The organism is Arthrobacter sp. P4_F11 (assembly GCF_056401395.1).
This window is the reverse complement of the sequence record NZ_JBFUJK010000024.1, coordinates 1-26,589: the sequence shown is the minus strand read 5'-3', so window position 1 is coordinate 26,589 and position 26,589 is coordinate 1. Positions and strand designations below refer to the sequence as shown.

The window sequence follows — 26,589 nt, the reverse complement described above, 5'->3', positions numbered from 1 at the left end:
CTGTGGTCTCGGGCTCTTAGCCGAGCTGGACGCCGAAGTCCGCGGCGATGCCGGCGAGGCCTGTGGCGTATCCCTGGCCGACGGCTTTGAACTTCCACTCGCCGTTGTGGCGGTAGAGCTCTGAGAAGATCATGCAGGTCTCCGGCGCCGCATCTTCGCTCAGGTCGTAGCGGACCACTTCCGCGTCACTTTCCTGGTTGACCACGCGGCAGTAGGCGGACCGCACCTGGCCAAAGTTCTGGCGGCGGGTGTCAGCCTGGTCGATGGAGACTACGAAGACAATTCGCTCAACATCTGCGCCCACGGCCGAAAGCTCGACGGCGACCACTTCGTCGTCGCCGTCGCCCTCACCGGATCGGTTGTCACCTTTGTGGACCACCGAGCCGTCGGCTGCCGCCGGCTGGTTGTAGAAGATGAAGTCCGCGGAGCTTCGGACCTTGCCGTCGGCACCGAGCAGGAGCGCCGAGGCATCCAGGTCGAAGGCGTCACCCGTAGTTGTGCGGGGATCCCAGCCCAGCCCGACCAGAACCTTGTTCAGCCCCGGATCGGTCTTAGTGAGCGAGAGGTTACTGCCTTTGGTAAGAGTCAGGCCAGCCATAGTTGTTCTCCTTGTTCAGTCGGGTGAATGTGCGGTGGTGGCCCGACGTCGCTGGGCCACCGGCTTCTAGTCCAGCGCGATGCCGAAGTCCGTGGCCACGCCGCGGAGGCCTGAAGCGTATCCCTGCCCGACGGCACGGAACTTCCACTCGCCACCGTTTCGATAGATCTCGGCAAAGATCATGCACGTTTCCGCTGCAGCATCTTCTGTGAGGTCGTACCGGACAACCTCATTGTCCGTTTCCTGGTTCACGACCCGGCAGAAAGCATCGCGTACCTGGCCAAAGTTCTGGCGGCGCGCCTCCGCCTGGTCAATCGACACGACAATGACGATCTTTGCGATGTCGGCGGCCACGGCGTCGAGGTCAATAAGGATTTGCTCGTCATCGCCTTCACCCTCACCGGTGCGGTTGTCGCCCTGATGCACGATCGAACCGTCGGGCGAAGACAACTGGTTGTAGAAGATGAAGTCATCATTGGAGCGGACCTTGCCATCGGCGCGGACCAGCAGCGCTGAAGCGTCGAGGTCGAACTGTTCACCTGCGGTGGACCTCGGATCCCAGCCGAGTCCGATCATGGCCTTGCGGAGCCCGGGGTCGGCTTTGGTGAGGGACAGGTTGCTGCCCTTGCTCAGAGTCAGGCTAGACAAGAGGTACTCCTTCAGTTAGTTGTGTACGTTCAATAGGGCTAAAGAACGCTGGTCCAATCGGGCTAGAGGGCAGCTGCCGCGGCGCCGAGGACATCGCCGGCTGTGCGTCCATTAGCCGGCGTGCCGATGGCCTGGAAGTTCCAGACATTGCCGTTCCTCGAAAGCTTTGACATGACCATCGCCGTGTACGGTCCCGATTCAGTGAGGCCGTACCGGGCAACTTCGGGGCTACCTGCCACCGAATCGTCGATGACGCGGCAGAACGCGTTCTGGACCATGTCGAAGGTCTGCTGGCTGTAGCTCGTGATGACAAAAACGATGTGCGTGACAGCCGGAGAGACGTTCGGCAAGTTCACCAAGAGCGTCTCGTCGTCGCCGTCACCTTCGCCCGTCAAGTTGTCACCGGTGTGTCGGATGGATCCATCTTTGCTGGTGAGCTGGCCGAAGAAGACCGTGTCGAGGTGCTGGCCTCGAGCATCAAACAGGAGGGCCGACGCGTCCAGGTCGATCTCGACCGTTTTGGTCCCGCCAAAGAACCCCTTCTTGGCGGGGACCGCGGAATCCCACCCGAGACCCAAACGGACGTTCGTCAGCGAATCGCCGTTCTTCTTCGTCAGTGACAGCGACTGGCCTTTTTGCAAACTCAAACCCATGTGATGCCTCGCTTTTCGTCGTAGTGGTGGTTGTTACTTGGCGTTTACTGCGGGGGATTAGCTGTTCGCAGGCTCAAGTGCTTGAGTCTGCTCGGCGGCACGTGCCCGTTTATTGCGTCGAACCGAGCCAAGGAATGCCGCGCCGATAAACACGACTCCGATGAGGCCTGTAACGATCTCGTTGACGGGGACCACGATGGTGACCAGCAGGATGACTGCCAGGGCGCCGATGGCCCAGTGTGCGCCGTGGTCCAGGTATTCGAATTCGTCCAGCGTCCCCTGCCGAACCAGGAATACGGTCAGGGAGCGGACGAACATAGCTCCAATGAAGCCCAGTCCGAGGGCAATGATGATGGGATCGGACGTGATGGCGAAGGCTCCGATGACGCCGTCGAAGGAGAACGATGCATCGATGACTTCCAGGTAGAGGAAGAGCATGAGGGCGGCCTTGCCGGCCAGCTGAGCCGTACCGGAGGGACCCGAGTGAACCACGAGGTCCGCATCCGCGGCATCAACGTCGCCGTCCTCATCGACGTCGAACAGGTTTCCAAGGCCGTTCACGAGGAAGTAGGTGATCATGCCCAACAGACCCGCGAGCAGGACGATGCCCTGTTTCTCACCGGCCACAGCCCCGGCGATGGCCAGCGCCGCCATACCGATGATCAAAGACGCGCCTTCGAGTTTGCCCAGCCGGGCAAGCGGGATCTCGAGGAACTTGATCCACTTGATGTCACGGTGGGCCAGGATGAAGTCCAAGAACAGCATGAGAAGGAACATTCCACCGAAGGCAGCGATCTGCGGGTGTGCCTCGTGCAACAGGTAACCGTAGCTGCCCGGAGTGTGCGGGTCACCCTTTTCCATCGCCAGACCGACGGCTTCTACCGGATTCAGGCCCGCGGTGACTCCCACGATGAGCAAGGGGAAAAGGATTCGCATGCCGAAGACGGCGATAATGATGCCCACGCTGAGGAACATTTTCTGCCAGAACGGGTTCATCCGCTCGAGGATTCGTGCGTTGACCACCGCGTTATCGAAACTCAGGCTGATTTCAAGAATGCCCAAGATAAGGCAGAGGATCAGTGCCTGTGGGCCCCCATATAGAAAAGCAACCACCAGAGCAATGATGGTGACGGCGAACGACCAACCGAATGTCTTGAGGAACACGCTGGAACAACTCCTGGAACGAAAGGTCCTGGCTCGTCAACGACGGCAGGACGGCGAGAAACATCCCGGAAGTTATCCCCCAAGACTTCGTGGCAACATCCTAACCGCACGCTGCGCCGCTTTGTCCTGCGACGCCCCCATGTTTTTTGATTGTGATCGCACGCGTCCCGCGCCTCGCCGTCGCCGTTGACGAGGGAATGCGGATAGACCTCGTGGACGACGGCCGACTGCGCCCGCTCGGCGGCCGGCGCGAGAGATGCTTTCTCGCGCACCAGCCGGACCGGGAGCGGGCGATAATTGCTACTCGCAGGCGACGCCGTCGCCGTCACGGTCGAGCTTGCGGCTGTAGCCGGGCTGGCCTGCATAGATCGGGGCGGCCCCTGCTTGTCGCACCGCGGTGCAGTTGGCGTAATACGCTGCGGCGGGGGCCGGTGCCGGCGGTACATAGGGTGCCGGCGCGGGTGCCGGCGGAACATAGGGCGCCGGAGCGGGCGCTGCGTGAACTGGCGCGGGAGTATGCGGAGCCGGTGCGGGTGCCTTAGGTGCCGGAGCAACCACAGCCACCTTCGCCGCGGGTTCAGACGCCTTTGCAGTCTCGGCGGCCTTTACCACAGTCACTTCCTTCTCACTGGTCGGCACCAACTGGCCGGCGCAGTCCGCTAGTACGCCGGCCATCGCGTCGTGCTCAGGCTGCGTCACCCACAGCCCGTAAGTCGCCTTAACGGAGATCTGTCGTGCAACGTAATTGCAGTGGAAACTGTTGTTCGGCGGCAGCCACGCGGCAGCGTCGCCGTCCCCCTTCTGGACGTCGGTCGGTCCGTCTGTGGCCTGAAGGTTCAGGGGATCGTTGGCAAACGACATGCGCTGAGCTTCCGTCAACTCCTGGGCGCCCTTAAGCCATGCGTCACCCAAGGCGACAACATGGTCTATCTGGACGGCGCTGCTGGTCTCGGGGCCTCGTTGGAAGCGGATGGTCGTAGCTGTGTAGGGGTCGGCTAGGATTCCGCTCTCGACCTTGCACGTCGAGTCGTTCGTGAAAACTACCTCGGTCAGGTCTCGCTTGAGCATGTCGTTCCGAGTGTCACACCCGTTCCTGTCGACATCCGCCCACGCCTGGCCGAACTTGACGCGGTCATCGTAGTCCGGCGTCGACGCGGATTCCTTGATGGGCAGAGCGGCGAGGAGGTCCAGTGCCTTGGTGGCGTACGCCGGTTGGGCCTTGGGGGCTGTGTAGCTGACGCCTTTGGCGAGTTCTGTAACGCTGTCGGGGTCCAGTGGTTCCCCCGTGTCCGTCGGCGATGGTGTTGGGGAAGGGTCGGGCGAGGAGGTCTGCGACGATGCGGCCGAAGCGCGGGCTGCTTCTTCTGCTGCTCGCTTGTCATTCGCCGAAGCTGCCTCGGCAGCAATGCTTTCTGCCGACCGGGGCGGGAGGGTCATACCGCCGACGACGAAGAGCACCAGAGAGGCCGCAAGGACGACGCCGCCAACTTTTCGGCTGCCGGGCAGTCGTGCCCACGAGCGGCGGCCCGTGACCACGACGTAGAGGCCGGTCAGCGCGGCAAATATGCCAAGGAATATGAGTGCCCCACCGAGCCCGCCGCTGCCAGCTCCCAAAGCCATGGCCCCCAGAGCAAGTGCTCCGACCACGAATGTTGAACTTTTCGGCTTCCGTGGAGGCTTGGGCGGCTCAACGTATGAATCCCGTTTGCCCAGGAGTGATTGGAACCTATTCAATTTGTCATCCCCATGTTTTCGGCCCCAAAGCTTTGCTGCTGGTGCCCGACCTTTGGCGCTGTAGTGCGCCATGGGGAGTATATGGCCTTGCAACCACTTCGATTCATTTTCGTCAGACTGTTTCGTCGATGTAAGTGATCCCTCAAGGAGGCGATCAGCTTCGCGCCAAGCGGCCCGCGCCTACGGGCGCCGTCCAGGGGGCTGGCTCATACGCAACAACTCTCGATGCTGGCATGATGCACAAAAGCGTGGTCTTAATGTCGAACGTGGCACTAGGTGGATAGTCTTGCGCTATCTTGGCGAAGGGCAACTCAAGAGGGCTCGCGAATTAATGGGGGTGGAATGCCGCAATTAGGCAGGCCAGTTCAAGAGGTGGCCGCCACGATTCGAAGAAAAGCGCAAATTTCCGCCCCATTTGTAGCCATATTGTAGGCAATACTCATCGAAAAGGACTCAAACATGGCACTTTCCCTCGACAAGATAAGCGAAAAGGCCCCGGGCCTTCTCTCACTGGCCAAAACCGCATCACAGGCCGTCGATCGCTCCGGGCTGAACGGTCAAAAGGCCAAGGTCGCCGTCGCCCTGGACTACTCAGGCTCCATGTTAAAGGTCTACAGCTCAGGGGCTATGCAGCGTCTGGTTGAAAAGGCGCTGGCCCTGGCAACCCAGTTTGATGACGACGGAGCCATCGACTTCTTTATCTTCGACTCCACAGCGGCGTACTTGGGCGAGATCAGCATCGATGACTTCGCTGGCTCCGTGGACCGCCTGACGAAGGGGCGGCGTATGGGCAGCACAAACTACGCCGACGCATTCCTGACCATTCGGGACCACTTCGGATTCGCCGGGGCCGCCCCAGCAAAGACGGGATTCTTCGGACTCCGCAAGGCTCAGTCCGTGACCACGCCCGCACAGTCCACGCCCGCAGACATTCCCGTGTACGTACTGTTCCTGACCGACGGCGCCCCGGACAACCAGTCGAAGGCCGTCCAAGCTCTGACTGAGGTGTCCACGGCGCCGATCTTCTGGAAATTCCTCTCCATCGGTAGCCAATCGATGGTTTTCCTTGAGAAATTGGATACGCTCTCGGAGCGGTTCGTGGACAATGCCAATTACGAGCCGATCGGCGATGTAGACGCGATCAGCGACGCCGTCCTGTTCAAGAAGATGCTGACGGAGTTCCCTGACTGGCTCAAGGAAGTCCGGACGAAGAACCTCATCCAGTAGTACCTCCATTGGAGGCGCAGTAGGTTCGTGCTCCCGAACGGAGAGGTAAAAGGGCCGTCCAAGTTCCAGAAGGAAACGTGGACGGCCCCCCAGCCGAAGCCTCAGCCGCACAACTCCGAGGCCGCGTAGTTCGACTGCAGCCAACCGTCCTGTTCTTGCGGGTTCGCGGTGAGCCGGACCTTTCGGTGGGCAGTTGCACGCGTTCGGTGCTCATCGCGACAGCGACGGGCGCCCCGCGAGGGCGGCCCGGCCATTGTCACGTTGGCGACGATTAGTTTCGGATGCCCCCGTGGCCGTGGCAGGCGCCCCGGCGCGTCGTTCCTGGCCAGGCGTAGCCGTCCTTGCAAATGATCCCGCTGTAAACGGGCGGCGCCACTGCGGGCGGAGCCTTCACGACCGGCGGTGCCACCGGCGGTGCTTTTACTACCGGTGGGGCCACCGGCTGTGCCTTTACGACCGGCGGGGCCACGGGAGCTACAACCTTTGCCGCGACCTGGGTGGGTGTGGAAGTGGGTGTCGGCGTCGGCGTTTCATCCGTGAGGTGCTTGACCCCCAGCTCCACGGTGAAACCCTCGGCGACCTTGGCGTGGGCGAGGGGATCCTCGCTGGCCACCTGCCAGTTTTTCTTGATGATGATCGTCTTGCCCTCGTCCACATCCGTGGCGTGGGCCTTCAACCCGTTGCTTTGAAGCTGGTCAATGGCCTTGTCGAGGGTGAGGCCGACGACGTCGGGGACCTCGATGGTGTTCTCGGCTACAGCCGTTGCCTTGGCGGCTTCCGTTTGGGCTGATGCCTGTTTGCTGCCGCAACCTGTCAGCATGAGACCGGCGAGCATTACTAGAGCGAGTGTTTTCTTCAAGATTCCCCCTGCTTGCAGCGAGGCCGGAACTGTCGGGAAGGGCGTGGTTGCCTGATGCTTCCGATGGGCTCGCTGGGAATAAGCTACCAGTTCCCTGGGAAGACGATCATAATTTGAAACCGTGTGTGTTCCTCTGCCTGAGACCCCTCCGTCGGTCATCTCGACGGCCTTCCAGACGCCGCGCAGCCGGGTGAGACGCTTTTCGGTCAGATAGGCGATGTCCCGGGCCTCGGCAAGGTACGTCCGGATATCAGCGGCAGCGTCGACGGGGCCAGCGGCGTCCGCCCGGATGCACGAGGTGATGGCAGAAATGTCAGCGCAGACTGTCAAGCTCCCGTAATGGGGACCATCAGTGGCTCAGTGCCGCGTAGTGGCGCAGCACCCTCAGTCCTGCAGAACCCAAGCGGCGTTGTTCGGCTGCAGCCAGCCGTCCTCGGCCAGCGGGGCGGCGCTGAGCAGCACTGTGCCGGCCGGGAGTTTGACCGGTTCGGTGCCCATTGCGACGGCGACGAGGAAGTGCGCGTTGCGTTCGCAGATGAGGAGGTTCCCGGCGTCGACTCGCCAGCTGCCGCCGTCGTCCTCGGTGAAGACTTCGTTCTTCCACAGCTGCCGGCGCAGCTCCAGCGCCGCTTTGGTGAGGTTCAGCGCGGACGCCGGGTCCTGCTGCTGCCGCTCGACCGCGTGCGTGCCCCAGCCCTCGGGCTGCGGGAGCCACGGCACTTGAGCCGCGGCCGCACCTTCAGCCAGCGAGAACCCATGGCTCAACGCGTCGTCCGCGGTCCATGGCAGCGGGACGCGGGCGCCGTCGCGGCAGACACCGCCGCGGGCCCACATCGGATCCACCCGGGCCTCCACTGGGAGGTCGACCTCGGGCAGCCCGAGCTCCTGGCCCTGGTAGATATACGCGGCGCCGGGCAGTCCGAGCAAAGCCAGGAGGGCCGCCCGGGCCCGGACGCTGCCGAGCTCGCCACCCCCGAACCGGGTGACGGAGCGGACGATGTCGTGGTTTCCAGGGCCCATGTCGGGGCCGCGCCATACAGCTGACGGGCGGCTTCGAGTTCGTTCCCGACGGCGGCCCACGCCTCCGCGTCCCAGCCGAGCTTCACGAAGGCGAACGCGAAGGCCTGTTGCATCTCGTCGGCGCGGGTGTAGCGGGCGGCGCGGGCGGGCTCCAGGTTGACCTCGCCGACCAGGAGGCGGTGCGGCTCGTACTTCTCGGCCAGGGTGCGCCAGCGGCGGTAGACCTCGTGGACGTCCTCCTGGTCCGAGACCTGCGGGTTGGACCGCAGCCCGTCCACCACCCCGCCCGTGGAGGGCGAGTCCGGCAGCCCGTCGGCCTTGAACAGCGCGTGCGCGACGTCGATCCGCAGCCCGTCCACGCCCTTATCGAACCAGAATCGCAGCACGCCGTCGAAGTAATCGCCGACGGCGGGATTGCGCCAGTTCCAGTCCGGCTGACCGGCCGAGAACAGGTGCAGGTACCAGTCCGTGTCCGTCTCAGAACCGGGATTGGCGCGGCTCCAGGCCCGGCCGCCGAACACGCTCTGCCAGTTGTTCGGCGGGACGTCGGCGCCGGAGCCTTCAACGAAGTGGAACATGTCCCGCTCCGGCGAGTCCGGGCCGGCCGCGAGGGCCGTCTGGAACAGCGGGTGCTCCGAGGAGCAGTGGTTGGGGACGACGTCGAGCAGGATCCGCAGGCCCAGCGCGTGGGCCTGCTCCAGGAGCGACTCGAACTGTTCCATGGTGCCGAACAGCGGGTCCACGCCGCAGTAGTCGGTCACGTCGTAGCCCTGGTCCACCTGCGGGGAGGGCTGGAACGGGGTCATCCAGATGCCGTCGACGCCGAGGGCGGCGATGTAGGGCAGCCGGTCGATCAGGCCGGCGAGGTCGCCCACGCCGTCGCCGTCGCCGTCGGCGAAGGAGCGCGGATAGACCTCGTAGATGACGGCGGACTGCCACCAGTCGGGGGCGGGGGACCGCGGCGTTTCAGTCGGCACGGGGGAGTGCTGTAGCGGCAAGGATTCGAAACTCAAGGATGCAACGCTCACTTACTAGTACCGGCCATGAGGCCTTTGAAGATCCAGCACTGGAAAGTCAGCGCCATAATGATCAACGGTACGGTGACGATCATGCCGGCGGGCATCTGCTCGCCGGCGGCGCCTGAATGTCCGTGGAACCGGGGGATTTTCCCGGGCGTCATTTTCCGAGCGTGGCGTCCGGTGCCCGCTGTGTGGTGATCGGGTCTGCGTGGCGATGCACGAGTGTCCAAGTGTCGCCCTCGCTGCGATAGATGCTTGTTACCCGCAGATCAAACGGCGATTCTTCGTCTCCTCCTCCGACCTTGGCCTGCCAGTGTTCGATGTCCAGGAAGCAGGCGAGATCGGACGTGATGTGCTTGGTGAGGGTATCAACAGCGGTGACGCGTCCATCTTTGAATCGTGCCGCAGCTGAATCGAGGGCCTCTGAGACCCGCTCCCAGCTCACAGCCGGAGGGCCCCAAGGATTAGCAAGGGACACGTCCCCCAGATGGGAGAAAATGGCTTTGGCGGGTTCCGGATCGCCTTTAGCAAACTGATTTACAGCGTGACGAAACTGGTCTCTGACTTTGTCAAGGTCCATGGTTCTCACCTTCCAATTCGTAGGGCGACCGGGTCTGACGTACCTTGGCGGCTCCGCGCCCGGCCCGCTACCGGCTCCAGAATCTTACAAACGGGTGGGTGGTTGCCGGCAGGGGAGCCTTGCGCCAAACAACCCGCGTGTGCGTTCAGTCGGTGTCGAGGGTAGCTTTCAGCAGTCGGTCGAAGCTGGTCGTTCCGTAATCGGGCGGCGTTACGGCAATCATCAATTCGGTCGTTGTAACGAGCGGCGGGTGGATTGACGATGGACTCGGCGGTGCCGTTCGGCTTTGTGCTGCATGCTTTCGGCCTGCGACGGCGGATTCGCCTTCCCTGACGACGACCAGCTCAAGGCCCTGCACGCCGTGGACAGGCAACGGAATGCGCTGCTCATGCTCGATGAACCTCCGGAAACTGCGCAGTGACAGTCGGTCGTCCGGATTGCCGGTCAGCTCGAGGATGGTTTCATTGACACTCTGGTTGATGCCGATCAGGAATTTCTTCTCGCTGGACGATTTCGCCACGACGATGAGAGTTGTCAACGCGACTGCAAAGCCGACGATGAAGAGTGCCGCGGCTCCGGGGTCCCGAAGGCCGGCAAAGAAGATCATCAGCACGAGGCAAACGACGAACCCGACGAATCCGAGCCCCAGACACAAATAAGAGGCATCCATACCCGGCCGACCGCTCCATTGCTGGGAGGTGAACGTCACGAGCAGCCTTTGCTCGGGTTTGGGGAGAGAGTTGCTCATTTTCCCTTCACTTCCAGGAGTGCCTCGGCGAAGGCGATTGCCTCACGGGCCCTCTTGAGATCGTCGAGGATGCCAGCGTCGGATAGGCCCCCAACCGGGCCTTCCGGTGTGCCCGCCAATTTCGCAACAGCCCTGCTTAAATTATCCCGCTCCAGCGCAAGCATTCTGGAGGACTCCAGTTTGGCCTTGCTCTTCTCAAGCTCCACAAGCGATTTTGTGAGTTCGTCGGACCGTTTTCGGAGCAGCTCCACCCGCTGCCCGATCCGTTCGGTGCGGTTGCGGAACATCGGTTCCATCCTGAGTGCGACCTCCAGGAGTTCCCTGACGGACTCGGCTTCCGGCCCCTGGGAGTGCTCCGCCAGTAGCTTGCTGGTCTTGGCCCGCCGCTGCTCCCACGACTCCATGCCGGCGAGGTTCTGATCCCTGAGCAGGGTGAGGATCGCGAGTGACTTGCTCAGTGACTGACGCCTGTTACTTAGATTATTGGTGGCGGTTTCAAGCCGGGCGATGAACTGGGCGTAATTGTCGGTGACCTGTGCCGGTTCTCCCATGGATCCCTCAGAACTTGTATCAGACGGGGCGGCCCCGCTGCTTAAATTCTGGCGCACCCCACTGAGATTGTCTGCCCTCGGGAGTTAGTCGTTCCCGCTTAAGAGCCCGACGGCGGCGGGCACCCATGCCTCGGCCCGGGACAGTGCGGTTTTCAAGTCCCGTCCGCCGGCCTCCTCCATCAGGTCAGCGTCGCCGACAGACTCCTCGCCCGGGCCAGACCCACGTAGAGCTGTTCAGCAGCGCGGCCCAGGTCCTTGAAGCCGTTCACGCGCAGGACCACCACGGAGCGTTCCAGACCTTTGAATCCCAGGACGTGGCCGTAGAATTCGCCGTCGTTGGCGTGGAACTCGCGCCAGTATTCGGCAGTGGGCAGGGAGTCCCGGTACGTCGCGGCGTTGACGGTGGCGGGGATCATCGTACCCGTGGGGATCGCGTCCGCGGGCAGCGGCAGGATCCACTTGTTGGCGGCGAACTCGGAGGTCCAGACGACGCCCAGGTTCAGCACGCTGAAGGTGTCCGACTTGATCTGGGCGTTCTGGTGGGCCGCGTTCCATTCCTCGATGCTCTTGTTCGCGGCGCCGGAGGCGTCGCGGTTGGAGACGTAGTTGATGGGGCCCTTGCCCTCGAAGGACGCGGTCTTCGCGGTGCTCTTGGCGTCCGTGGCGGTTCCGCCGCAGCCGGTGAGGGCGACGGCGGCGACGGTCAGGGATGCGGTGGTGGCCAGAAGAGTCTGCCAGGTGCGGCGGCGCTGCCTCCTGTGTTGCTCCTTGCTTCTTGGGTTGATGCGGGTGGTTTGGTGCGGGTTCTTTGGTGCATGCGGAATCGCGCCGGGTTGCCTGGCGGCACGGGGGAGTGCCGGCTGTCGCCGTGGTGGTTTTTAGGGGTCTGGGCTAGCTGACCAGGACTTGATCGGTGACTTGTTCGCCGGACGGGGCCGGGCTCGCTGCGACTGGATTCGGCGGCGCAGTGGAGCCGCGCTCGATCAGCCGGTGCGGCATGATCTTCGGCCCCAGGTTGCGGGAGCGGAGGAGCTTTTTCACGGCCATCCGTCCCATCTCCTCGAGCGGCTGCGCCATGGTGCTCAGCGGCGGGTTGACGTGCAGGGAGGTGGAGGTGTTGTCGAAGCCCAGGACGGAGACGTCTTCCGGCACCCGGAGCCCGCGCCGCTGCAGTTCATTGACGACGGCGGCACCCATTTCGTCGCTCATCGCGAAGATCGCGGTGAGGCCGGGTTCCTGCCGGAGCAGTTCGTCCGCGCCGGCGGCGCCGCTTTCGTAGAAGAAACTGCCGGCTGCGGTCACCGGGGTGCAGCCTGCGTCGGTCATGGCGCGGAGGTACCCGCGTTTCCGGGGCTGGGCGACGTAGATCGACGCGGGGTCGCCGGTCAGCAGGCCGATGCGCCGGTGCCCGAGCCGCAGCAGGTGACGGGTCGCGTCGTAGGCTGCCTGCTCGTCGTCGATGGCAACACTGGGCGAGCCCGACTTGTCGCTGATGGCGACGGAGATGATGGGGACGTTGGGCCCCAGCAGCTGTCTGGTCTCCGGCGTGATCACGGCGGAGATGAGGATGACGCCGGCGGCCCGGTAGGTGCGCAGGGTCCGGAGGTAGCCGGCGATGTAGGCGGATTTGGCGCCGGTGCGGCCGAGCATTACGGCGTAGCCGCGTTCCTGGGCTTCCTCTTCCACGCCCTGCATGACCTGGGCGGCCAGAGCATCGGACACCATCGGGGCGAGGAGCCCGATCACGGACGTCTGGCGGGTCTTGAGGCCGCGGGCGAGGTAGGCCGTTTCGTAGCTGAGGCTCTTGACCGCAGACATCGCGGATGGTGACCACTGTTCCTCCTCCCTGGTGCTGTCCGGCCGTGTTACGCAAACGGTTTACGTAAACGGTTTCGTGATCTGCTGCACCAACACTAAGGGGAGATGTGCCGGAGGCGTGACTGTTTAGGAAACAACGCCCTCAGGACGGCCAGTTCGCGGCGCCCGGTCCGTCGAACAGCGCGCTGGTGCTGCTCTGCGGCACCACCACGTGGACGGCGTTGCGCAGGATGGTGAAGTCGGCCGGCGTGGTGGTGGCGATCTCGCCGTCGAGGTTCACCGGCAGCGGCTGGTCGGTGACCAGCCGGACACGCCTGGTGGTCAGGTGGTACACGCGGTCGTGTTTGATGAAGCTTCCGTCTTTGAGCAGCCGCGCGATACTCACGTGCTCCCGGACGGGCCCGGCCAAGATGGCGTAGATGTCAAGGGTGTGATCGTCGATCCCCGCCGTGGGGGAGACAGTGTTGCCGCCGCCGTAATGCCGGCCGTTGCCGACGGCCACCTGGAGCAGGTCGTCGAGCTCCATCGGCTCGTGGTCCCCGTCGGGGAACTCGAGGCGGGCCCGGAACGCCTTGTGCCGGGCACAAGCCGTCAGCGTGGCGATGCTGTACGCCAATGGCCCGATGTACCGCTTCCGGCGGGGGCTAAGAGCTTCGGTGACAGACACCGACAGGCCCACGGACGCGACGTTGAGGAATGGCTCGCCGTTGGCCCGGCCGAGGTCGATGTCCACCACCTTCCCTTCGGCGATGGTGGCGCACGCCTCGGCAAGATTGTTGGGTATCTCCAGCGTGCGGGCGAAATCGTTGGCGGTGCCGAGCGGAAGAACGCCGAGCACCACGTTGGTGCCGGCAACCCGGCCGGCGGCGTAGGACACCGTCCCGTCGCCGCCGCCGACAACCATCATGTCGTGCCCGTCCGCAAGCACCCGGCCAGGTCTGCCCCGGACAGCACGTGGTGCACGGAGGAGATGGGTATGCCTGCCTTGCGCATCGTGTCCACGGCAAGATCGGGTGCCGCCCCTCGGCGTGATCCGGCGTTGATCACGACGGCGGCAGAGCGTGCGTCCCGGGCAGATTTCATGCGGATCATGGTAGGCGGTGGACCTGTGAATTCCCGCAAGGGGCTGGGTGGGATCTAGGACTCGCGCGGGCCCGGCGGTTAGACATGGCGTGAAGTACGACGGCGGCCGCTGGCTTTGTGTGGCGGTGACCTTCGGGTACTCCCAGTAAGGCGGCGGGACGGCGGCCACGGCACACCTGTATCCTGACAAGGCAGGTTGAATGGCTACAGCGGCCATCAACCACGCTCGGTTCGCGGCCGGATGACGGTCCGGAATCCTGGGCCGCAGCCATCCACGTCGTGGAATCACCGCCGCAATCGTCAGTCGCCGATCGGCTCCTCTGACGCTTGGAATGGATCTTTATCGCTACGGACACGCCAGCTCCTGTGGGAATCCCGACGTCGGTCCTCAAGCCCTCACGCGGAGTTGCGGTGGATGATCCCGCCCTCGTGACCTGGGCCGAGGCTGGTGCGAGCATGACGGCGCGATGGCGTTCGGCGAACGGCAGACCGGCGCCGACGCGCATCGAAGTGGTCTCCGACTCTCTTACGGCCGATGATGCGAACCGGATGGCGTCACAGGGGATCGCGATGCTCTGGCACGGTGACTTCCACAACGCACGGCAAATCCTCAACGCCCTGGACCGGCGGATAGGCGCCGGAAAGAAGGAAACCGCAGCAATTCCGGCCGATAAGTTCTATCGGCACCGCCAGTCCCGCTCGCATCGCGCACGCGTTCTCGGCCTGCTGCTGATACCTCTTGATCCGGGCCTGGTGGTGCCGCTGCGCCGCGCACCGGACATCCGGCAGGCCGCCGCTGAAGCGTACGGTGATATCGGCGAACCTTCCGTTGTGTCCCTGTATGAGCTTGTCGGGGCCATTGGCGCCCACGAGTGGCGACGTAATGGTGTCTACGTCGATGCCCTGCAGGGCCGCATCCACCCGCACTATGGCACGTTCTTCCCCACCCGGAGCGAGTATGTGGATCTCGTGGCCGCCGCTGCGCTTCCCTCTGACACGCTGGCGTTCGACGTCGGAACCGGCACTGGGGTGCTCGCTGCCGTCCTCGCGCGCCGTGGCGTCCACCGCGTGGTGGCGACGGACAATGAACCGCGTGCAATCGCCTGCGCCGCTGAGAATTTCCGGAACCTCGGCGTCCAGGACCGTGCCGAGGCCGTCCTGACCGACATGTTCCCGCCCGGGCGGGCACCCCTCATCGTGTGCAACCCTCCATGGATTCCGGCCACGCCGCATTCCTCCCTGGACAACGCCGTCTACGACCCCGGGAGCAGGATGCTGTTCCGCTTCCTGAACGGACTCTCCGACCATCTGGAACCGGGCGGGGAGGGCTGGCTGGTCCTCTCCGACCTGGCCGAGCACCTTGGCCTGCGGTCGCGTGACGATCTGCTGGCCGCCATCACGGCGGCAGGGCTGAAGGTGGTGGAACGGCTGGACACCAAGCCAACGCATCCGAAGGCATCGGACCGCGACGATCCCCTGTTCGAGGCGCGCACGGCCGAGGTCACGTCGCTGTGGCGGCTCGTTCCCCGATAGTCCCAAATTCCTGACGACGCGGCTGCGCGGTCAGGGACGGAACCGCTACCTGGCCGCGCTCCCGTACTCGGTCAGGCCGTTCCTGATCGCGAACAAGGTGGCACCCACCCGGTTGGTTGCACCGATCTTGGTGTAGATGTGCTCCACATGGTTGCGGACGGTCTTCCGGGCGAGAAACAGAGCGCCGGCGATCTCGGCCGGTGTCATTCCGCGGCACAGCATGCTGAGGATCTCCACTTCCCGCGGTGTGAGTCCACCCGCTGGGGCATGCGGACGGCGGGGCCGCTGGCCGGCCGCCACGAGCACTGCCTCCACAGCTTCCGCGGCGAGCCTGCCGGCTGAAACCTCCTGCCGGAGCCTGGCAGCCGCATCAGCCGGCGCGAGCACGGGCCGGTGCGGGTGTGGCTCCAGGGAGGCTTGGTAGGAGTCCGCAGCCGCCAAGATCCGCTGCTTTATCCCCAGCTCCGTTCCGCCAATCCCTCGCGGATAGCCGGACCCGTCGAGCCGCTCGTGGTGTGAGCCGGTGAGGGCCGCCTCGCCCTTCAGCCCGGGAACGCGGCTGAGGATCCGCTCTCCCAGATACGGATGCATTCGGATACGTTCCAGGTCCAGCCCGGAGAGGGGCTCCTTCTTATCCCACACCTGGTTGGACACCCCCAGCCGGCCCAGGTCGTGTACCCATCCTGCACGGCGGAGCTCCGTGACGTCGTCGGCCGGTAGCCCATGCTCCTCGCCCGCGGCGGCGGCGAGGGCCGCTACTGCACGGGAGTGACCTGCCGTGTAGGGAGACTTGAGGTCCGCGAAGTCGCCGATCGCTCGCAGCACCGCATCCAGCTCGTGGTCGGACAGGGGAGCGTCATTGGGAGCCAGGTCCAGGGCGGCCTGCCAGCAGTCGACGTCGAGGAGCCCTTCGGTGAGTGCCTCGGCCTGATCGATGAACAGCCCGGCCAATGCTGGATCGAACTGGCTGCCGCGGCGCGCCCGCACCATGGCCACCGCACCGGCCACGCCCTCCCTCCGCAGGAAGACCTCGGCCGTATCCGCGAGATGCATGATCCGCATCTCCAGCGGAATTTCCGGCCCCGCCACACCCTCCGGCAGGCCCTTGCCGTCCCACCGCTCGAAGGTGTGGGTGAGCAGTCCTGCCACGCCGTCGTCGAGCCCTACACTGCTGGCCAACACCCCGGCGGAGACGCAGTGCGAGGCAATCATGGTCCGCACCGCCCCGCTGCCCGTCGCAGCGAAACGCGTCCAGTAGGCAACGCGGGCGAGCGGCGGGAGGCCGGCGCCGGCGTGGCTGAACATGCCGGCATACATGGGCAGGCCATGCTGGTCGCGGTTGTAGTAGTCGGCGCGGAAGGCGATATCGTCCGTGAACAGTGCGGCGAGTTCAAAGGAATCCGCGTGGCAGCCGATCCAAGCCAGCTGGTTGGCGTAGTAGATCCTGCCCTGGCCGGCGGCGTCAACGCCGGCCGCCCCCGCGATCCGTAACGCCAGCAGGGACGCCCGCAGCATGTGCTCCATCGGTTGCCCCAGCCCCAGGTCAATGGCGAGCGACAGTGCGGCCAGGACTTCGCTGCGGCGGGGGTCAGCCGATGACTGCTTCACACCTGCCATTCTAGGAAGCCGTCAGCCAAGGCAGTAGGGATCACGCGGCGGCCGTTATGCCGCCTGGTTCTTCCCGGTCCGGGCCTGGGCAAGACCTGGTCCGGCGGGATGGGCCGTGGACGGGAACCTAACGCCCACCTGGGCTCCGAACAGTCCACGTTGCGGAAGCCAGAAGTCCGCCAGGTGGTCCTGTACAGGCAGTGCGCCCGGAACTCCCGCGTCCTCACCCCGGATGGTGGCCTGGGAATCCGTCACAAGCCACAACTGCCGCGGCTGGGCCTGGAACGTCTGGCCGTTGGGCACCACACCCGAGACTTTCATTCTGCCCGCGCCGAGCAGCGGACCGACGAATGCTCCCATGGCCCGGAGCACCAGCTCGTTTCGCCACAGGCTTTCCGGCATCTGTACGGCCATGGCGGTCAGCATCGTGGTGGCCGCGGATGTGCCCAACTGCAGGCGCCAGTCAACAACGCCTGGAACCGTGATCACGGCGGTGAACGGCCCGCTCCACTGGATGTCGACGTCGGTCTCCACCGTATGGTGGACGGCCGTCCCGAAGTACCGGGCGCAGCTGAGCTCGGGCGCGGCGTTGGCGTAGATGGTCCACCGGCCGCCGGGTGTGCGGTGCCAGACGGAGCGGTAGCCGGGGCCAACGGAGCTCACGGGAAAATCCCGGAAGGCCAGGTAGTGGCAGCTGGTAAAAGGTAGCCCCAGGACGGCGTAGCCGGCGAAATGCTCGGCAGCGTCTTCGGGAAGTTCGGCAAGTTTCGGCGTTGCCTCTGCTGATGACTGCGGCTGATAGATGGTCATTGCCGCCTCCTTTTCTCTATGACCCGAGCCTATGACCGGGCCGCAGCAAGGGCATGGGGCAACTGCCCCATTTTGTGTCAGCCGCCCGGAACAGTGAACCAACGGCATAGTCTGCGAGGTCCCGCCGCCGCCAGGTCTACCCCGCCACCGCCGCCTTCGCGGCCTGCGAGGCCTGCATCCACTCGCTTAGCCACGGGGCCCGGACGCTCGACGTGATCCGGCAGTCGGCCACGAAGGTTCCCCTGGCGCCGGCGTCGATCCAGTCCTGGAGCGCGGAAAGGTCCGACAGCGTGCGGATGATCGCTGACTCGGCACCGAGCGCGCGGGCGATGCCGCTGAAGTCCACCTCGGGGATCAGCATGGGCTTTTCGGTCAGGCCCTGGGAGCCGTACTGGTGGATTTCGGCTCCGTAGGCGGCATCGTTGTAGATCACCACGACGGCGCTGCTGGCCGCACCAATGAGCGATTCGAGGTCGGACAGGCCCATCAGGAAACCGCCGTCACCGGAGGCCAGCACCAGGGTGCGGCCGTCCTCCACGGCGCGGGCTGCCCCGACGGCGCTGGCGAGGCCCAGTCCGATGGCCTGGTAGGCGGTCCCCACCATGACCAGGTCCTGGGGCCTCGGGATGCGCCAGTACATGGGTGCCCAGCCGACGAAGTGCCCTCCGTCCTGGACCACCGTGCGGCGCTCCGGCAGCACCGCATCCAATGCCGTGGCAAGGGAGCGCGGGTCCAGCCGGCCGTCCGGCGTCTCCGCTGAGCCTGGGTGGTGGGCCGGCCCCTCGGCCAGGCGCCTGCGGGCTTCCGCGCGCCAGGCTTCTGCGCGGCTGGCGTCCGGCGAGGCCGGGCCATCGAGCATCCTCAGGATGCGTCCCGCGGCAGACTTCACGTCCGCGCTGACGAACGTGTCCACCCGGGGGTGCGTCGGCTGCAGGGCGGTGTCGATCTGGATGACGGTGCTGTCCGGGCCGAGCAGGTGCCCGAACCGCATGGTGAATTGGCTCAGGCTTGCCCCTGCAACGAGGACCACATCGGCCTCGCCCATGAGCCCGGCCGCGGTGTCCGTGCCAAAGCCGCCCGCGACGCCGAGGTATCCGTCGCCTTCGAGGAGGTTGAGCGCCAGGGCGGTTCCGGCGGTCAGCGCGCCGAGGCGGTCGGCGAGCTCCCGGAGCTCCGGACCGGCGCCGGCGAGATGGGCGCCGCGGCCGGCGAGGATCAGCGGCCGCTTCGCCCCGGCGAGCAGCCGGGCTACCTGCCCCAGGCCTCCGTCGACGTCGTCTCTCACCGCCGGTGCCAGCGGCGCCGGAAGTTCCTCGTCGGCCGCCTCGAGTGCCACGAGGTCGTAGGGAATGGCAATGACGACGGCGGTGCGCTTGGTGAGCGCGTATTCCACCGCCTGCTGCGTGATGGAGCCGGCGGCGTCGCGGGTGACGGTGAAGGTCGCGGCGCCGAGGCCCGCGGCGATGGCTGCCTGGTCCACGTCCTGGGGCCGGGCGCCGGTGCTCGGAGCGTCCCCGGTGACCAGCACCACGGGGATTTGCGCCTGGACCGCCTCTGCGAGGGCGGTGAGTGCATTGGTGTAGCCGGGGCCATACGTGGTGGTGCCCGCTGCGAGACGTCCTGACGTCCGGTAGTAGGCGTCGGCCGCGGCGATGGCGGCGCCCTCATGGCGGACGGGGGAGAAGCGGAGGCCCAGCTTTTCCGCGGCGTCCAGGAAGTAGACGTTTCCGTTGCCCATCACGCCGAAGACATCGCTGAGATAGCTGCTGAGAACCTGCGCCACGCGGCCTGAGACGGTAAGTGAAGTCATGCAGGAATCTTGTGGCCTAGTTCACAGATAGGCAAGAGAGGCGATTTTGACTGGGATATTTGGCAGGAGTGGGCGGGCGCAACTGAAAATATGCCTACTTGTGGCGTGCGTCACCTGGATTTACTTCGAAGGGCGGGATTCCTGCTCGGAGAGCCGGCTCAGAAGGCCGTCGTAGCGGGGTGGCATGAGTTCCAGCACAGAAATGGCCGTGCTGGTCCGTTGGATCCCCTCGATTTCCAGGATCTTGTTGGTGATGCGGTAGAGATCGGCCGTACTGCGGGCCACCACCTTGGCCATGAGGTCCGCGTCCCCGGTGGTGGCGTGCACCTCGATGACCTCCGGGATCGCGGCGAGTCCGTCTTCCACCGCGCCTGTCCGCGTCTGGCTGATGGACAGTGAGAGGAAAGCCATCAGGTCATAGCCAAGTGCGGCCGGATCCAGCCTCCGGCTGAAGGAGCGGAGGGCGCCGCTGCGCTCGAGCCGTCCCAGCCGGGCGTGGACCGTGTTCCGTGCGACGCCGAGTGTCCGCGAGAGTGCCAAGGCACTGGCTTCCGGGTCCTTGTCGAGGGCCAGGATGATCCTGCCGTCGAGGGAATCCAGGGTGCGAGGGTTCGGGGTGGTCATATTTTCACCATAGACACTAGAAGTTGAGCAGAAGTCCCAATGGGTTGAGCGTATCTTGCATTGTGTGCCGGGTCACAATCATGATCGTTGCTCATGACCCGTGATCAGCTCCTAACCGCTCCGGACACCGCGCATCCCGCCCTTCGTGGCGCTGTGGCCGGACTTCCGCCCTACGTCCCGGGTCGGCGCAGCGCCGGCACGGACATTGCGGCCCTCGCCAGCAACGAAAGCCACTACGAGCCACTGCCCGCTGCCGCCGCTGCGGTGGCCGCAGCGGCCGGTACCATGAACCGCTACCCTGACAGTGCCGCCGTCGAACTCCGTGAACGGATTGCCCGCCACCTCGGCGTCACGGCTGGAGAAGTGGCGGTGGGGCCCGGCAGCGTTGGCGTCCTCCAGCAGATCATCACCGGCCTGTGCGACGCCGGGGATGAAGTGATCTTCGCGTGGCGTTCCTTCGAGGCCTACCCCATCCTGGTGGAGCTGGCAGGCGCCCAGCCGGTCCGCATCCCGCTGGACGGCGCTGAGGGGCACGACCTTGAGGCCATGGCCGCGGCCGTCACTGCCCGCACGAAGGTCATCCTGCTCTGCACTCCCAACAATCCGACCGGCGTGCCGATCAGCCATGAACGTATCGAGGCCTTCCTGCGGTCCGTCCGCTCCGACATCCTTGTGGTGATCGACGAGGCCTACGTGGAATACGCCGAAGCGGGCAGCGGCCCCGATTCCCTGGCGCTCTACCGCCAGTACCCGAACGTCTGCATCCTGCGCACCTTCTCGAAGGCGTACGGACTCGCCGGCCTGCGCGTGGGATACGCCGTGGCGGCGCCCGGTATTGCTGAGGGACTGCGCCGGACCGCCCTTCCCTTTTCGGTGAGCGCGCTGGCCCAGAAGGCCGCCATCGCGTCGCTGGACGCCGGGGAGGAGATGGAAGCGCGGGTGGCCGCCGTCAAGCAGGAGCGCGCCCGGATGGCCGCGCACCTGGAAGCGCAAGGCTGGAAACTGCAGGCGAGCCAGGGCAACTTCCTGTGGATCCGTGCGGATGAGATGCTCCAGGCGAGGCTGGTGGCCGCGCTTGACCGCGCGGGCATCCTGGTCCGGGCTTACCAGGGGGACGGTGTGCGGATCACCGTTGCCGGCCCCGCCTCCAACGATCGCGTGCTCCGGGTTTTGGAAGCCCACGCAGCCTGAGAAACCGACTGACCTGAAACCCCATCCGTTCCACCAAGAACCAGAGGACTCCCCATGGAACAACAGACAATGACGTCTGGCCGCGCACTGGGCGCGGCACTTAAACCCCGTCAGCTCACGATGATGGGGCTCGGAAGCGCCATCGGCGCGGGCCTGTTCATCGGCTCCGGTGCCGGCATCCAGGCTGCCGGCCCGGCCGTGCTGATCTCCTACCTCGTGGCCGGCACCCTCATCATCCTGGTGATGTGGGCCCTCGGCGAGATGGCCGCCGCCAATCCGGACAGCGGTGCCTTCTCCGTCTATACCGCCAAGGCTTACGGTCCGGTGGCCGGTGCCACGGTGGGCTGGCTCTGGTGGCTGCAGCTCGTGGTGGTCATCGCGGCCGAAGCGCTCGGTGCGGCAGGACTGCTGGCCACCATCTTCCCGGCCCTGCCCGTATGGCTGATGGCCTTCGTGTTCATTGTGGTGCTCACCGCTGTGAACCTCACCAGCGTGAAGAACTTCGGCGAGTTCGAGTTCTGGTTCGCCCTGCTCAAGGTGGCAGCAATCATCGGGTTCCTCCTGGTGGGCGCTGCGCTGCTCTTCGGCTGGCTGCCGGGCGTGCAGTCGCCGGGCCTGTCCAACTTCACCGGAGACGGATTCGCGCCCAGCGGTTTCGCCGGTATAGCCACGGCGCTCTTCGTGGTGGCGTTTGCGTTCGGCGGCACTGAGATTGTGTCCGTGGCGGCAGCTGAGACCGCGGAACCGGCCCGCAGTGTGAAGAAAGCAGTCCGGACGGTGCTGTGGCGCATCCTGGTTTTCTACATCGGCGCCATCTTCGTGATCGCGGCTGTGGTTCCGGTGGGTTCGGCGGGGCTGAAGAGCCCGTTCGCTGCGGTGCTGGATGCGGCCGGCATGCCCGGCGCGGCCACCGCCATCACCCTGGTGGCTGTGGCGGCACTGCTTTCCGCACTCAACGCCAACCTCTACGGTGCGTCACGGATGGCGTACTCCCTCGCTGAGCGTGGTGAGGCACCACGCCTGCTTGCTTCCGTGTCCAAGGCGCGCGTCCCGGTTGTCGCAGTCCTGGCCAGCGTCGCTTTCGGCGTTGTCACGGTTGTACTGGAGCTGGCCTTCCCCGAAAAGGTCCTTCCCATCCTGCTCAATATTGTGGGCTCGACGTGCCTGCTGGTGTGGACGTCCGCGCTCCTGGCCCAGCTGGCGCTGCGCCTCCGCGCCGACCGCGAGGGAACGGAGCTTCCCCTGCGGATGCCCGGCTTCCCGTGGCTCACGTGCTTTGGCCTGCTCATCCTCGCGGCGATCTTTACGGTGGGCTTCATGGGCGAGGACTCCCGTCCCCAGCTCCTGAGCACTTTCGCACTCGTAGCACTTCTGGCGGTGGCCAACTGGCTTCACCACCGTTCCGGGAAGATTGCGCCGCGTGTCGAATCCTCGGAGCGTGCCAAGGCCCCGATGCTCATCGACTGAATCAGGTGCTGTGGACCCACCTCGCGGGTTCGGTGCACGCGGAGGGCGCGTCCGGTCTGGCCGGGCGCGCCCTTCGCAATGCTTTGCCGACACCGCCAGCTTCACCACCATTTCCGCCGGCGCGCCATCGCCGCTAACTCGTTCCTGGGGTTCGACGCCGTCACCACCCTCAACGAGGAAGCCGTCGAACCCCGAAGGAACGTGCACCCGCCATCGTGCTCGTGGCGCCGATCGGCGGCGGCATCTTCGTTGCGGTCTCTACGTGACCCAGCTGGTCCACTCCGGCTGCGTCTTCGAGGACTCGGTCTCCGCGGCCAGCTCCATCGCCCTGCAGATCGGCGGGCAGCTGTTCGGCGTGGTGTTCCTGGCCTGCCGGATGCTGGTGCAGTTCGCCTCCGGCCTCGCCGCGCAGGCCAGCGCCTCCATCCTGCTGTATGCGATGGGCCGCGACTCCGTCCTGCCCGAGGCAGTCTTCGGCATATTTCAAGGACACCGTCAGCCGTGGACCGAGGTCGGCGACGGCGCTGACCGTCGCTTCGAGCCCGGAGGAGCCCACTGACGATGCCGCGAAGCCGGTAGGCAATGACGCAGTACCGGGGTGCCGGGCGGGCGGTGGAGCCGCGCTCGATCAGCCGGTGCGGCATGATTTTCGGCCCGAGGTCGCGGGAGCGGAGCAGCTTTTTCACGGCCATGCGTCCCATGTCCTCGAGCGGCTGGGCCATGGTGCTCAGCGGCGGGTTCACGTGCAGGGAGGTGGAGGTGTTGTCAAAGCCCAGGACGGAGACGTCTTCCGGCACCCGGAGTCCGCGCCGCTGCAGTTCATTGACGACGGCGGCGACCATCTCGTCGCTCATCGCGAAGATCGCGGTGAGCCCAGGTTCCTGCTGCAGCAGTTTGTCCGTGCCGGGGGCGCCGCTTTCGTAGAAGAAGCTGCCGGTTGCGGTGACCGGGGTGCAGTTAGCTTCGGTCATGGCGCGGAGGTAGCCGCGCTTGCGGGGCTGGGCGACATAGACCGATGCCGGATCCCCGGTCAGGAGGCCGATGCGGCGGTGGCCGAGCCGCAGCAGGTGACGGGTCGCGTCGTAGGCTGCCTGCTCGTCGTCGATCGCCACGCTGGGCGAGCCCGACTTGTCACTGATAGCGACAGAAATGATGGGGACGTTGGGTCCCAGCAGCTGCCTGGTCTCCGGCGTGATTACCGCGGAGATGAGGATGACGCCGGCGGCCCGGTAGGTGCGCAGGGTCCTTAGGTAGCCGGCGATGTAGGCGGATTTGGCGCCGGTGCGGCCGAGCATCACGGCGTAGCCGCGTTCCTGGGCTTCTTCCTCCACGCCCTGCATGACCTGGGAGGCCAGGGCATCGGAGACCATGGGGGCGAGGAGGCCGATCACGGAGGTCTGCCGGGTCTTGAGGCCGCGGGCGAGGTAGTCCGTTTCGTAGTTGAGGCTCTTGACCGCGGTCTCGACGCGTTCCCGGGTCTCGTCGGAGTAGCCGACCAGGCCGTTGACAACCCGGGAGACGGTGGCCGGGGAGACGCCGGCGTGCTTGGCGACATCGCGAATGGTGACCACTGTTCCTCCTCCCTGAGGCTGTCTATGTTGTCTGCTGCTCTTGTTACGTAACCGGTTTCGGAAAACGGTTTACGTAAACGGTTTCGTTGCGTGCAGGTAAGGGGTGGTTGTGGGATCGCGTCGCGTTTCGTAAACGAGGGTGTGAGGTGCTGGTAATTGCGCGGGCAATGTCCGCGGCTGATGCCTGACGCGTCCGACATCGACTACGAAGGGGAGTGGGCCGATGCGCCCGGCTCGCTGGAGTTCCCGGCGGATGGCGTGGCGTCATGTCCGCGAGTTGAATCGTCGCTCCTGAATTCCCAGCGAACTACCTTGTCGCTGATCGCCACGGTCCTTGGTGACGGTGCCCTTGAGCGGATCCCACCCAGGCGTGCAAACGCCGTTTGCCAGCCTCGTGGAATCTGAAAGTACTTCGGCAATGCCGCGGCGCCTCCGCTTACTCATCCGTATGCGTCCCCACTTGATCAGCCTTGAATATAACGTCGGCGGCCGTGACGGCAACTGCGCCGAGAAAAGCGGGTTGCAACTTAGCCGTTCTGCGGTTGAGTCTCCGATAGGAGCCACGACGGTCTGGCCTACCGTTCGCGGGTCCGTCCAGCTAGTCCGACCGAATGCTGGGCGAAATCGCGATTCCCGGAGCGAAAGGCAGACCTCAGCGCCGGAAACCGGATGCGCGTACAGCCGCTTTCTATTCTGCGGCGAACAACCCAGTTTGGCTGTGATCAAGGCGGGTCCAACCTGACTGAGAAACAGCACAGCATTGACGCCCCTTGGCACTGGGCAGCACAGGTCTACCCCGAAGTCCAGTCAGAATCTGGCAGTCACCGTTCGGCTTTGGCCGTCGTCGTCTATGAGGGAGTTGCCTCAAGGTCACTAATAGCCGTTTTGCGCAGCGAAGGAAACGCTTCCCAGACTGAGGCCAGGAGCAGTTTCGCCATCGGCTCGTCGAACTGCATCGACTGGCTGACCGTGTCCTTCTCCTTCCGTTCATCGGACCCAAACGTCGACAGGGCGAGAAGGGTCTCCCCTGCGCTGTCGACTATCAGCTGGTAAGTGCAGTCGGTTTGAGTCTGATGTGCCCGGACACCTCTAGTGCCTCGGTCGTACGAGCGAATTCTTGCCATGCACTCAGGCTAGAGCACGGCCCACGTTGGCAACGAAAGTTCGTGTCCTGGCAGACCTCGCAAAAAACGTCGGCCACCTGTACTAACCTAGGCACCGACGCTGCGTCTGAGTAGAACGCAAGCACTTGAAGGGGAAAACGTTTTGACATTTAGATTCGTAGATCTGTTCGCCGGCCTGGGCGGCTTCCATGTGGCGCTGGCGAACCTTGGCGGCCGGGCCGTCTTCGCGTCTGAATGGGTGCCCGCACTTCAGGATCTCTATGCAAAGAACCACGGAATCAAGCCCCACGGCGACATCACGAAGGTAGACCCCAACGACGTGCCCGATCATGAGGTTTTGGCGGCCGGCTTCCCTTGCCAGCCGTTCTCCAAAGCCGGTGAGCAGTTGGGTTTCGAGCACACCGAGCAGGGACAACTCTTCTTCCGTGTGCGGGAAATCCTTGAGAGGAAGCGGCCTGGTTTCTTCATCCTGGAGAATGTCCCAAACATTCTCAAGCACCGAAACGGCGCCACCATCGCTACAATACGAAATTCGCTTGAAGCCTTGGACTACGAGATAGCAATTGGTCGATTCTCGCCCCATGAATTCGGAGTTCCTCAAATAAGAGATCGTGTGTATATTGTTGGATCGCAATATGGTCTTGACAACTTTGAATGGCCGGTGCCATCTAAGGAAAACACAGACATTAGAACAGTTCTTGATACCAATCCGGTGGGTGCCCGAGGGCTATCAAGCGAAACTCTTCGATGCCTTAATACATGGAACGACTTTCTAACGGCTTGTCCGGAAGAGATGGACCTACCATCCTTCCCTATCTGGGCTATGGAATTCGGAGCCACATATCCCTACGAAGATGAAACTCCCCATGCACTCCAGTCCGAACTCGGCGCTGCAGGACTTGAAGATTTCAAGGGTTCGTTTGGAACTCCTCTCCTCGGCATGTCGCCCGAGCAGCAATTAGATGCGTTACCGAGCCACGCTCGAAGGAAGCAATATTCGTTTCCGAAATGGAAAGTGGATTTTATAAGGCAGAATCGTCAGTTCTACGAAGACAATAAGTCGTGGATTGACCCTTTGATTCCACAAATAAAATCATTCCCGTCCAGTATGCAGAAATTTGAATGGAATGCTAAAGGCGAGAATAAGAG

23 protein-coding genes and 2 pseudogenes are annotated in these 26,589 nt (G+C 64.5%); 5 read left to right on the top strand and 20 right to left on the bottom strand.

The features are described from left to right. Positions 1–16: 16 nt before the first annotated feature. The 5 genes from AC1DRO_RS20070 to AC1DRO_RS20050 all read right to left on the bottom strand — a co-directional run bounded on the left by AC1DRO_RS20070 (position 17) and on the right by AC1DRO_RS20050 (position 4,683). Entirely contained in the window at positions 17–598 is a 582-nt protein-coding gene (locus tag AC1DRO_RS20070) for a TerD family protein (protein WP_347033495.1), read from the bottom strand. Between the two features lie 66 nt (positions 599–664). Further along, complete coding sequence (locus AC1DRO_RS20065; protein WP_476952169.1) at positions 665–1,246, bottom strand: TerD family protein; 582 nt, start codon at positions 1,244–1,246, stop codon at positions 665–667. Between the two features lie 62 nt (positions 1,247–1,308). Continuing rightward, the gene (locus AC1DRO_RS20060) at positions 1,309–1,899 is read right to left on the bottom strand and encodes a TerD family protein (RefSeq protein ID WP_476952168.1); all 591 of its coding nucleotides are present in this window, start codon (positions 1,897–1,899) and stop codon (positions 1,309–1,311) included. A gap of 57 nt (positions 1,900–1,956) precedes the next feature. Continuing rightward, positions 1,957–3,063, bottom strand: coding sequence for a DUF475 domain-containing protein (locus AC1DRO_RS20055; RefSeq protein ID WP_476952167.1), 1,107 nt, complete (start codon positions 3,061–3,063; stop codon positions 1,957–1,959). Between the two features lie 300 nt (positions 3,064–3,363). Beyond that, on the bottom strand, positions 3,364–4,683 hold the full coding sequence (locus AC1DRO_RS20050; protein ID WP_476952166.1) for an excalibur calcium-binding domain-containing protein: 1,320 nt from the start codon (positions 4,681–4,683) through the stop codon (positions 3,364–3,366). Positions 4,684–5,256: 573 nt separating this feature from the next. Here AC1DRO_RS20050 and AC1DRO_RS20045 point away from each other — a divergent pair. Beyond that, the gene (locus tag AC1DRO_RS20045) at positions 5,257–6,024 is read left to right on the top strand and encodes a VWA domain-containing protein (protein ID WP_476952165.1); all 768 of its coding nucleotides are present in this window, start codon (positions 5,257–5,259) and stop codon (positions 6,022–6,024) included. A gap of 271 nt (positions 6,025–6,295) precedes the next feature. Here AC1DRO_RS20045 and AC1DRO_RS20040 read toward each other — a convergent pair whose 3' ends face one another. The 10 genes and pseudogenes from AC1DRO_RS20040 to AC1DRO_RS19995 form a co-directional block, all read right to left on the bottom strand. Beyond that, entirely contained in the window at positions 6,296–6,883 is a 588-nt protein-coding gene (locus AC1DRO_RS20040) for a PASTA domain-containing protein (protein WP_476952164.1), read from the bottom strand. A 384-nt stretch (positions 6,884–7,267) separates the two neighbouring features. After that, complete coding sequence (locus AC1DRO_RS20035; protein WP_476952163.1) at positions 7,268–7,903, bottom strand: alpha-amylase family glycosyl hydrolase; 636 nt, start codon at positions 7,901–7,903, stop codon at positions 7,268–7,270. Between the two features lie 116 nt (positions 7,904–8,019). Then, a pseudogene (locus tag AC1DRO_RS20030) lies at positions 8,020–8,778 on the bottom strand (alpha-amylase family glycosyl hydrolase); the annotation flags it as partial. 149 nt (positions 8,779–8,927) lie between these two features. Further along, entirely contained in the window at positions 8,928–9,083 is a 156-nt protein-coding gene (locus tag AC1DRO_RS20025; protein WP_476952162.1) for a hypothetical protein, read from the bottom strand. Continuing rightward, positions 9,080–9,502, bottom strand: coding sequence for a nuclear transport factor 2 family protein (locus AC1DRO_RS20020; protein ID WP_476952161.1), 423 nt, complete (start codon positions 9,500–9,502; stop codon positions 9,080–9,082). The genes AC1DRO_RS20025 and AC1DRO_RS20020 overlap by 4 nt, the downstream gene beginning before the upstream one ends. 145 nt (positions 9,503–9,647) lie before the next feature. Next, positions 9,648–10,250 carry a hypothetical protein gene (locus tag AC1DRO_RS20015; protein ID WP_243182044.1) on the bottom strand — a complete coding sequence of 201 codons (603 nt, stop codon included), beginning with the start codon at positions 10,248–10,250 and terminating at the stop codon, positions 9,648–9,650. Continuing rightward, complete coding sequence (locus AC1DRO_RS20010) at positions 10,247–10,801, bottom strand: hypothetical protein (RefSeq protein WP_476952160.1); 555 nt, start codon at positions 10,799–10,801, stop codon at positions 10,247–10,249. The genes AC1DRO_RS20015 and AC1DRO_RS20010 overlap by 4 nt, the downstream gene beginning before the upstream one ends. Positions 10,802–10,980: 179 nt before the next feature. Further along, a complete protein-coding gene (locus AC1DRO_RS20005) occupies positions 10,981–11,307 on the bottom strand; it encodes a hypothetical protein (protein WP_476952159.1) in 327 nt (108 codons plus the stop codon). Between the two features lie 385 nt (positions 11,308–11,692). Continuing rightward, positions 11,693–12,619 (bottom strand): substrate-binding domain-containing protein, encoded by a 927-nt coding sequence (locus AC1DRO_RS20000; protein ID WP_476952158.1) that lies wholly within the window; start codon positions 12,617–12,619, stop codon positions 11,693–11,695. 142 nt (positions 12,620–12,761) lie between these two features. Then, positions 12,762–13,702, bottom strand: a pseudogene (locus AC1DRO_RS19995) (lipid kinase). A gap of 456 nt (positions 13,703–14,158) precedes the next feature. Between AC1DRO_RS19995 and AC1DRO_RS19990 the strand changes: the two are divergent. Further along, a complete protein-coding gene (locus tag AC1DRO_RS19990; RefSeq protein WP_476952177.1) occupies positions 14,159–15,235 on the top strand; it encodes a methyltransferase in 1,077 nt (358 codons plus the stop codon). 45 nt (positions 15,236–15,280) lie between these two features. Here the strand turns inward: AC1DRO_RS19990 and AC1DRO_RS19985 are convergent, their stop codons facing one another. The 4 genes from AC1DRO_RS19985 to AC1DRO_RS19970 all read right to left on the bottom strand — a co-directional run bounded on the left by AC1DRO_RS19985 (position 15,281) and on the right by AC1DRO_RS19970 (position 20,087). Continuing rightward, positions 15,281–16,843 carry an HD domain-containing phosphohydrolase gene (locus tag AC1DRO_RS19985; protein WP_476952157.1) on the bottom strand — a complete coding sequence of 521 codons (1,563 nt, stop codon included), beginning with the start codon at positions 16,841–16,843 and terminating at the stop codon, positions 15,281–15,283. 54 nt (positions 16,844–16,897) lie between these two features. Beyond that, a complete protein-coding gene (locus AC1DRO_RS19980; protein WP_476952156.1) occupies positions 16,898–17,653 on the bottom strand; it encodes a hypothetical protein in 756 nt (251 codons plus the stop codon). Between the two features lie 136 nt (positions 17,654–17,789). Then, complete coding sequence (locus tag AC1DRO_RS19975) at positions 17,790–19,463, bottom strand: thiamine pyrophosphate-binding protein (protein ID WP_476952155.1); 1,674 nt, start codon at positions 19,461–19,463, stop codon at positions 17,790–17,792. A gap of 120 nt (positions 19,464–19,583) precedes the next feature. Beyond that, a complete protein-coding gene (locus AC1DRO_RS19970) occupies positions 19,584–20,087 on the bottom strand; it encodes an Lrp/AsnC family transcriptional regulator (RefSeq protein ID WP_476952154.1) in 504 nt (167 codons plus the stop codon). Positions 20,088–20,180: 93 nt separating this feature from the next. On the opposite strand from AC1DRO_RS19970, the gene hisC reads away from it, so the two are divergent. Continuing rightward, a complete protein-coding gene (hisC, locus tag AC1DRO_RS19965) occupies positions 20,181–21,278 on the top strand; it encodes a histidinol-phosphate transaminase (protein ID WP_476952153.1) in 1,098 nt (365 codons plus the stop codon). Positions 21,279–21,332: 54 nt separating this feature from the next. Then, positions 21,333–22,745, top strand: a complete 1,413-nt coding sequence (locus AC1DRO_RS19960; RefSeq protein WP_476952152.1) for an amino acid permease — start codon at positions 21,333–21,335, stop codon at positions 22,743–22,745. 101 nt (positions 22,746–22,846) lie between these two features. Here AC1DRO_RS19960 and AC1DRO_RS19955 read toward each other — a convergent pair whose 3' ends face one another. After that, positions 22,847–24,316: a substrate-binding domain-containing protein gene (locus AC1DRO_RS19955; RefSeq protein WP_476952151.1), complete on the bottom strand. Its 1,470-nt coding sequence runs from the start codon at positions 24,314–24,316 to the stop codon at positions 22,847–22,849. A 1,266-nt stretch (positions 24,317–25,582) separates the two neighbouring features. Here AC1DRO_RS19955 and AC1DRO_RS19950 point away from each other — a divergent pair. After that, the coding region (locus tag AC1DRO_RS19950) for a DNA cytosine methyltransferase (RefSeq protein ID WP_476952150.1) at positions 25,583–26,589 on the top strand (1,007 nt) is incomplete at its 3' end.

Coding starts and splice junctions, on each gene's coding strand:
- AC1DRO_RS20050 (WP_476952166.1), bottom strand. CDS start 4,683: ATGGCTTTGGGAGCTGGCAGCGGCGGGCTCGGTGGGGCACTCATATTC.
- hisC (WP_476952153.1), top strand. CDS start 20,181: ATGACCCGTGATCAGCTCCTAACCGCTCCGGACACCGCGCATCCCGCC.
- AC1DRO_RS20070 (WP_347033495.1), bottom strand. CDS start 598: ATGGCTGGCCTGACTCTTACCAAAGGCAGTAACCTCTCGCTCACTAAG.
- AC1DRO_RS19975 (WP_476952155.1), bottom strand. CDS start 19,463: ATGACTTCACTTACCGTCTCAGGCCGCGTGGCGCAGGTTCTCAGCAGC.
- AC1DRO_RS20035 (WP_476952163.1), bottom strand. CDS start 7,903: ATGGGCCCTGGAAACCACGACATCGTCCGCTCCGTCACCCGGTTCGGG.
- AC1DRO_RS20060 (WP_476952168.1), bottom strand. CDS start 1,899: ATGGGTTTGAGTTTGCAAAAAGGCCAGTCGCTGTCACTGACGAAGAAG.
- AC1DRO_RS20015 (WP_243182044.1), bottom strand. CDS start 10,250: ATGAGCAACTCTCTCCCCAAACCCGAGCAAAGGCTGCTCGTGACGTTC.
- AC1DRO_RS20000 (WP_476952158.1), bottom strand. CDS start 12,619: ATGTCTGCGGTCAAGAGCCTCAGCTACGAAACGGCCTACCTCGCCCGC.
- AC1DRO_RS20020 (WP_476952161.1), bottom strand. CDS start 9,502: ATGGACCTTGACAAAGTCAGAGACCAGTTTCGTCACGCTGTAAATCAG.
- AC1DRO_RS19990 (WP_476952177.1), top strand. CDS start 14,159: ATGACGGCGCGATGGCGTTCGGCGAACGGCAGACCGGCGCCGACGCGC.
- AC1DRO_RS19970 (WP_476952154.1), bottom strand. CDS start 20,087: ATGACCACCCCGAACCCTCGCACCCTGGATTCCCTCGACGGCAGGATC.
- AC1DRO_RS19980 (WP_476952156.1), bottom strand. CDS start 17,653: ATGACCATCTATCAGCCGCAGTCATCAGCAGAGGCAACGCCGAAACTT.
- AC1DRO_RS20025 (WP_476952162.1), bottom strand. CDS start 9,083: ATGACGCCCGGGAAAATCCCCCGGTTCCACGGACATTCAGGCGCCGCC.
- AC1DRO_RS20045 (WP_476952165.1), top strand. CDS start 5,257: ATGGCACTTTCCCTCGACAAGATAAGCGAAAAGGCCCCGGGCCTTCTC.
- AC1DRO_RS19960 (WP_476952152.1), top strand. CDS start 21,333: ATGGAACAACAGACAATGACGTCTGGCCGCGCACTGGGCGCGGCACTT.
- AC1DRO_RS20010 (WP_476952160.1), bottom strand. CDS start 10,801: ATGGGAGAACCGGCACAGGTCACCGACAATTACGCCCAGTTCATCGCC.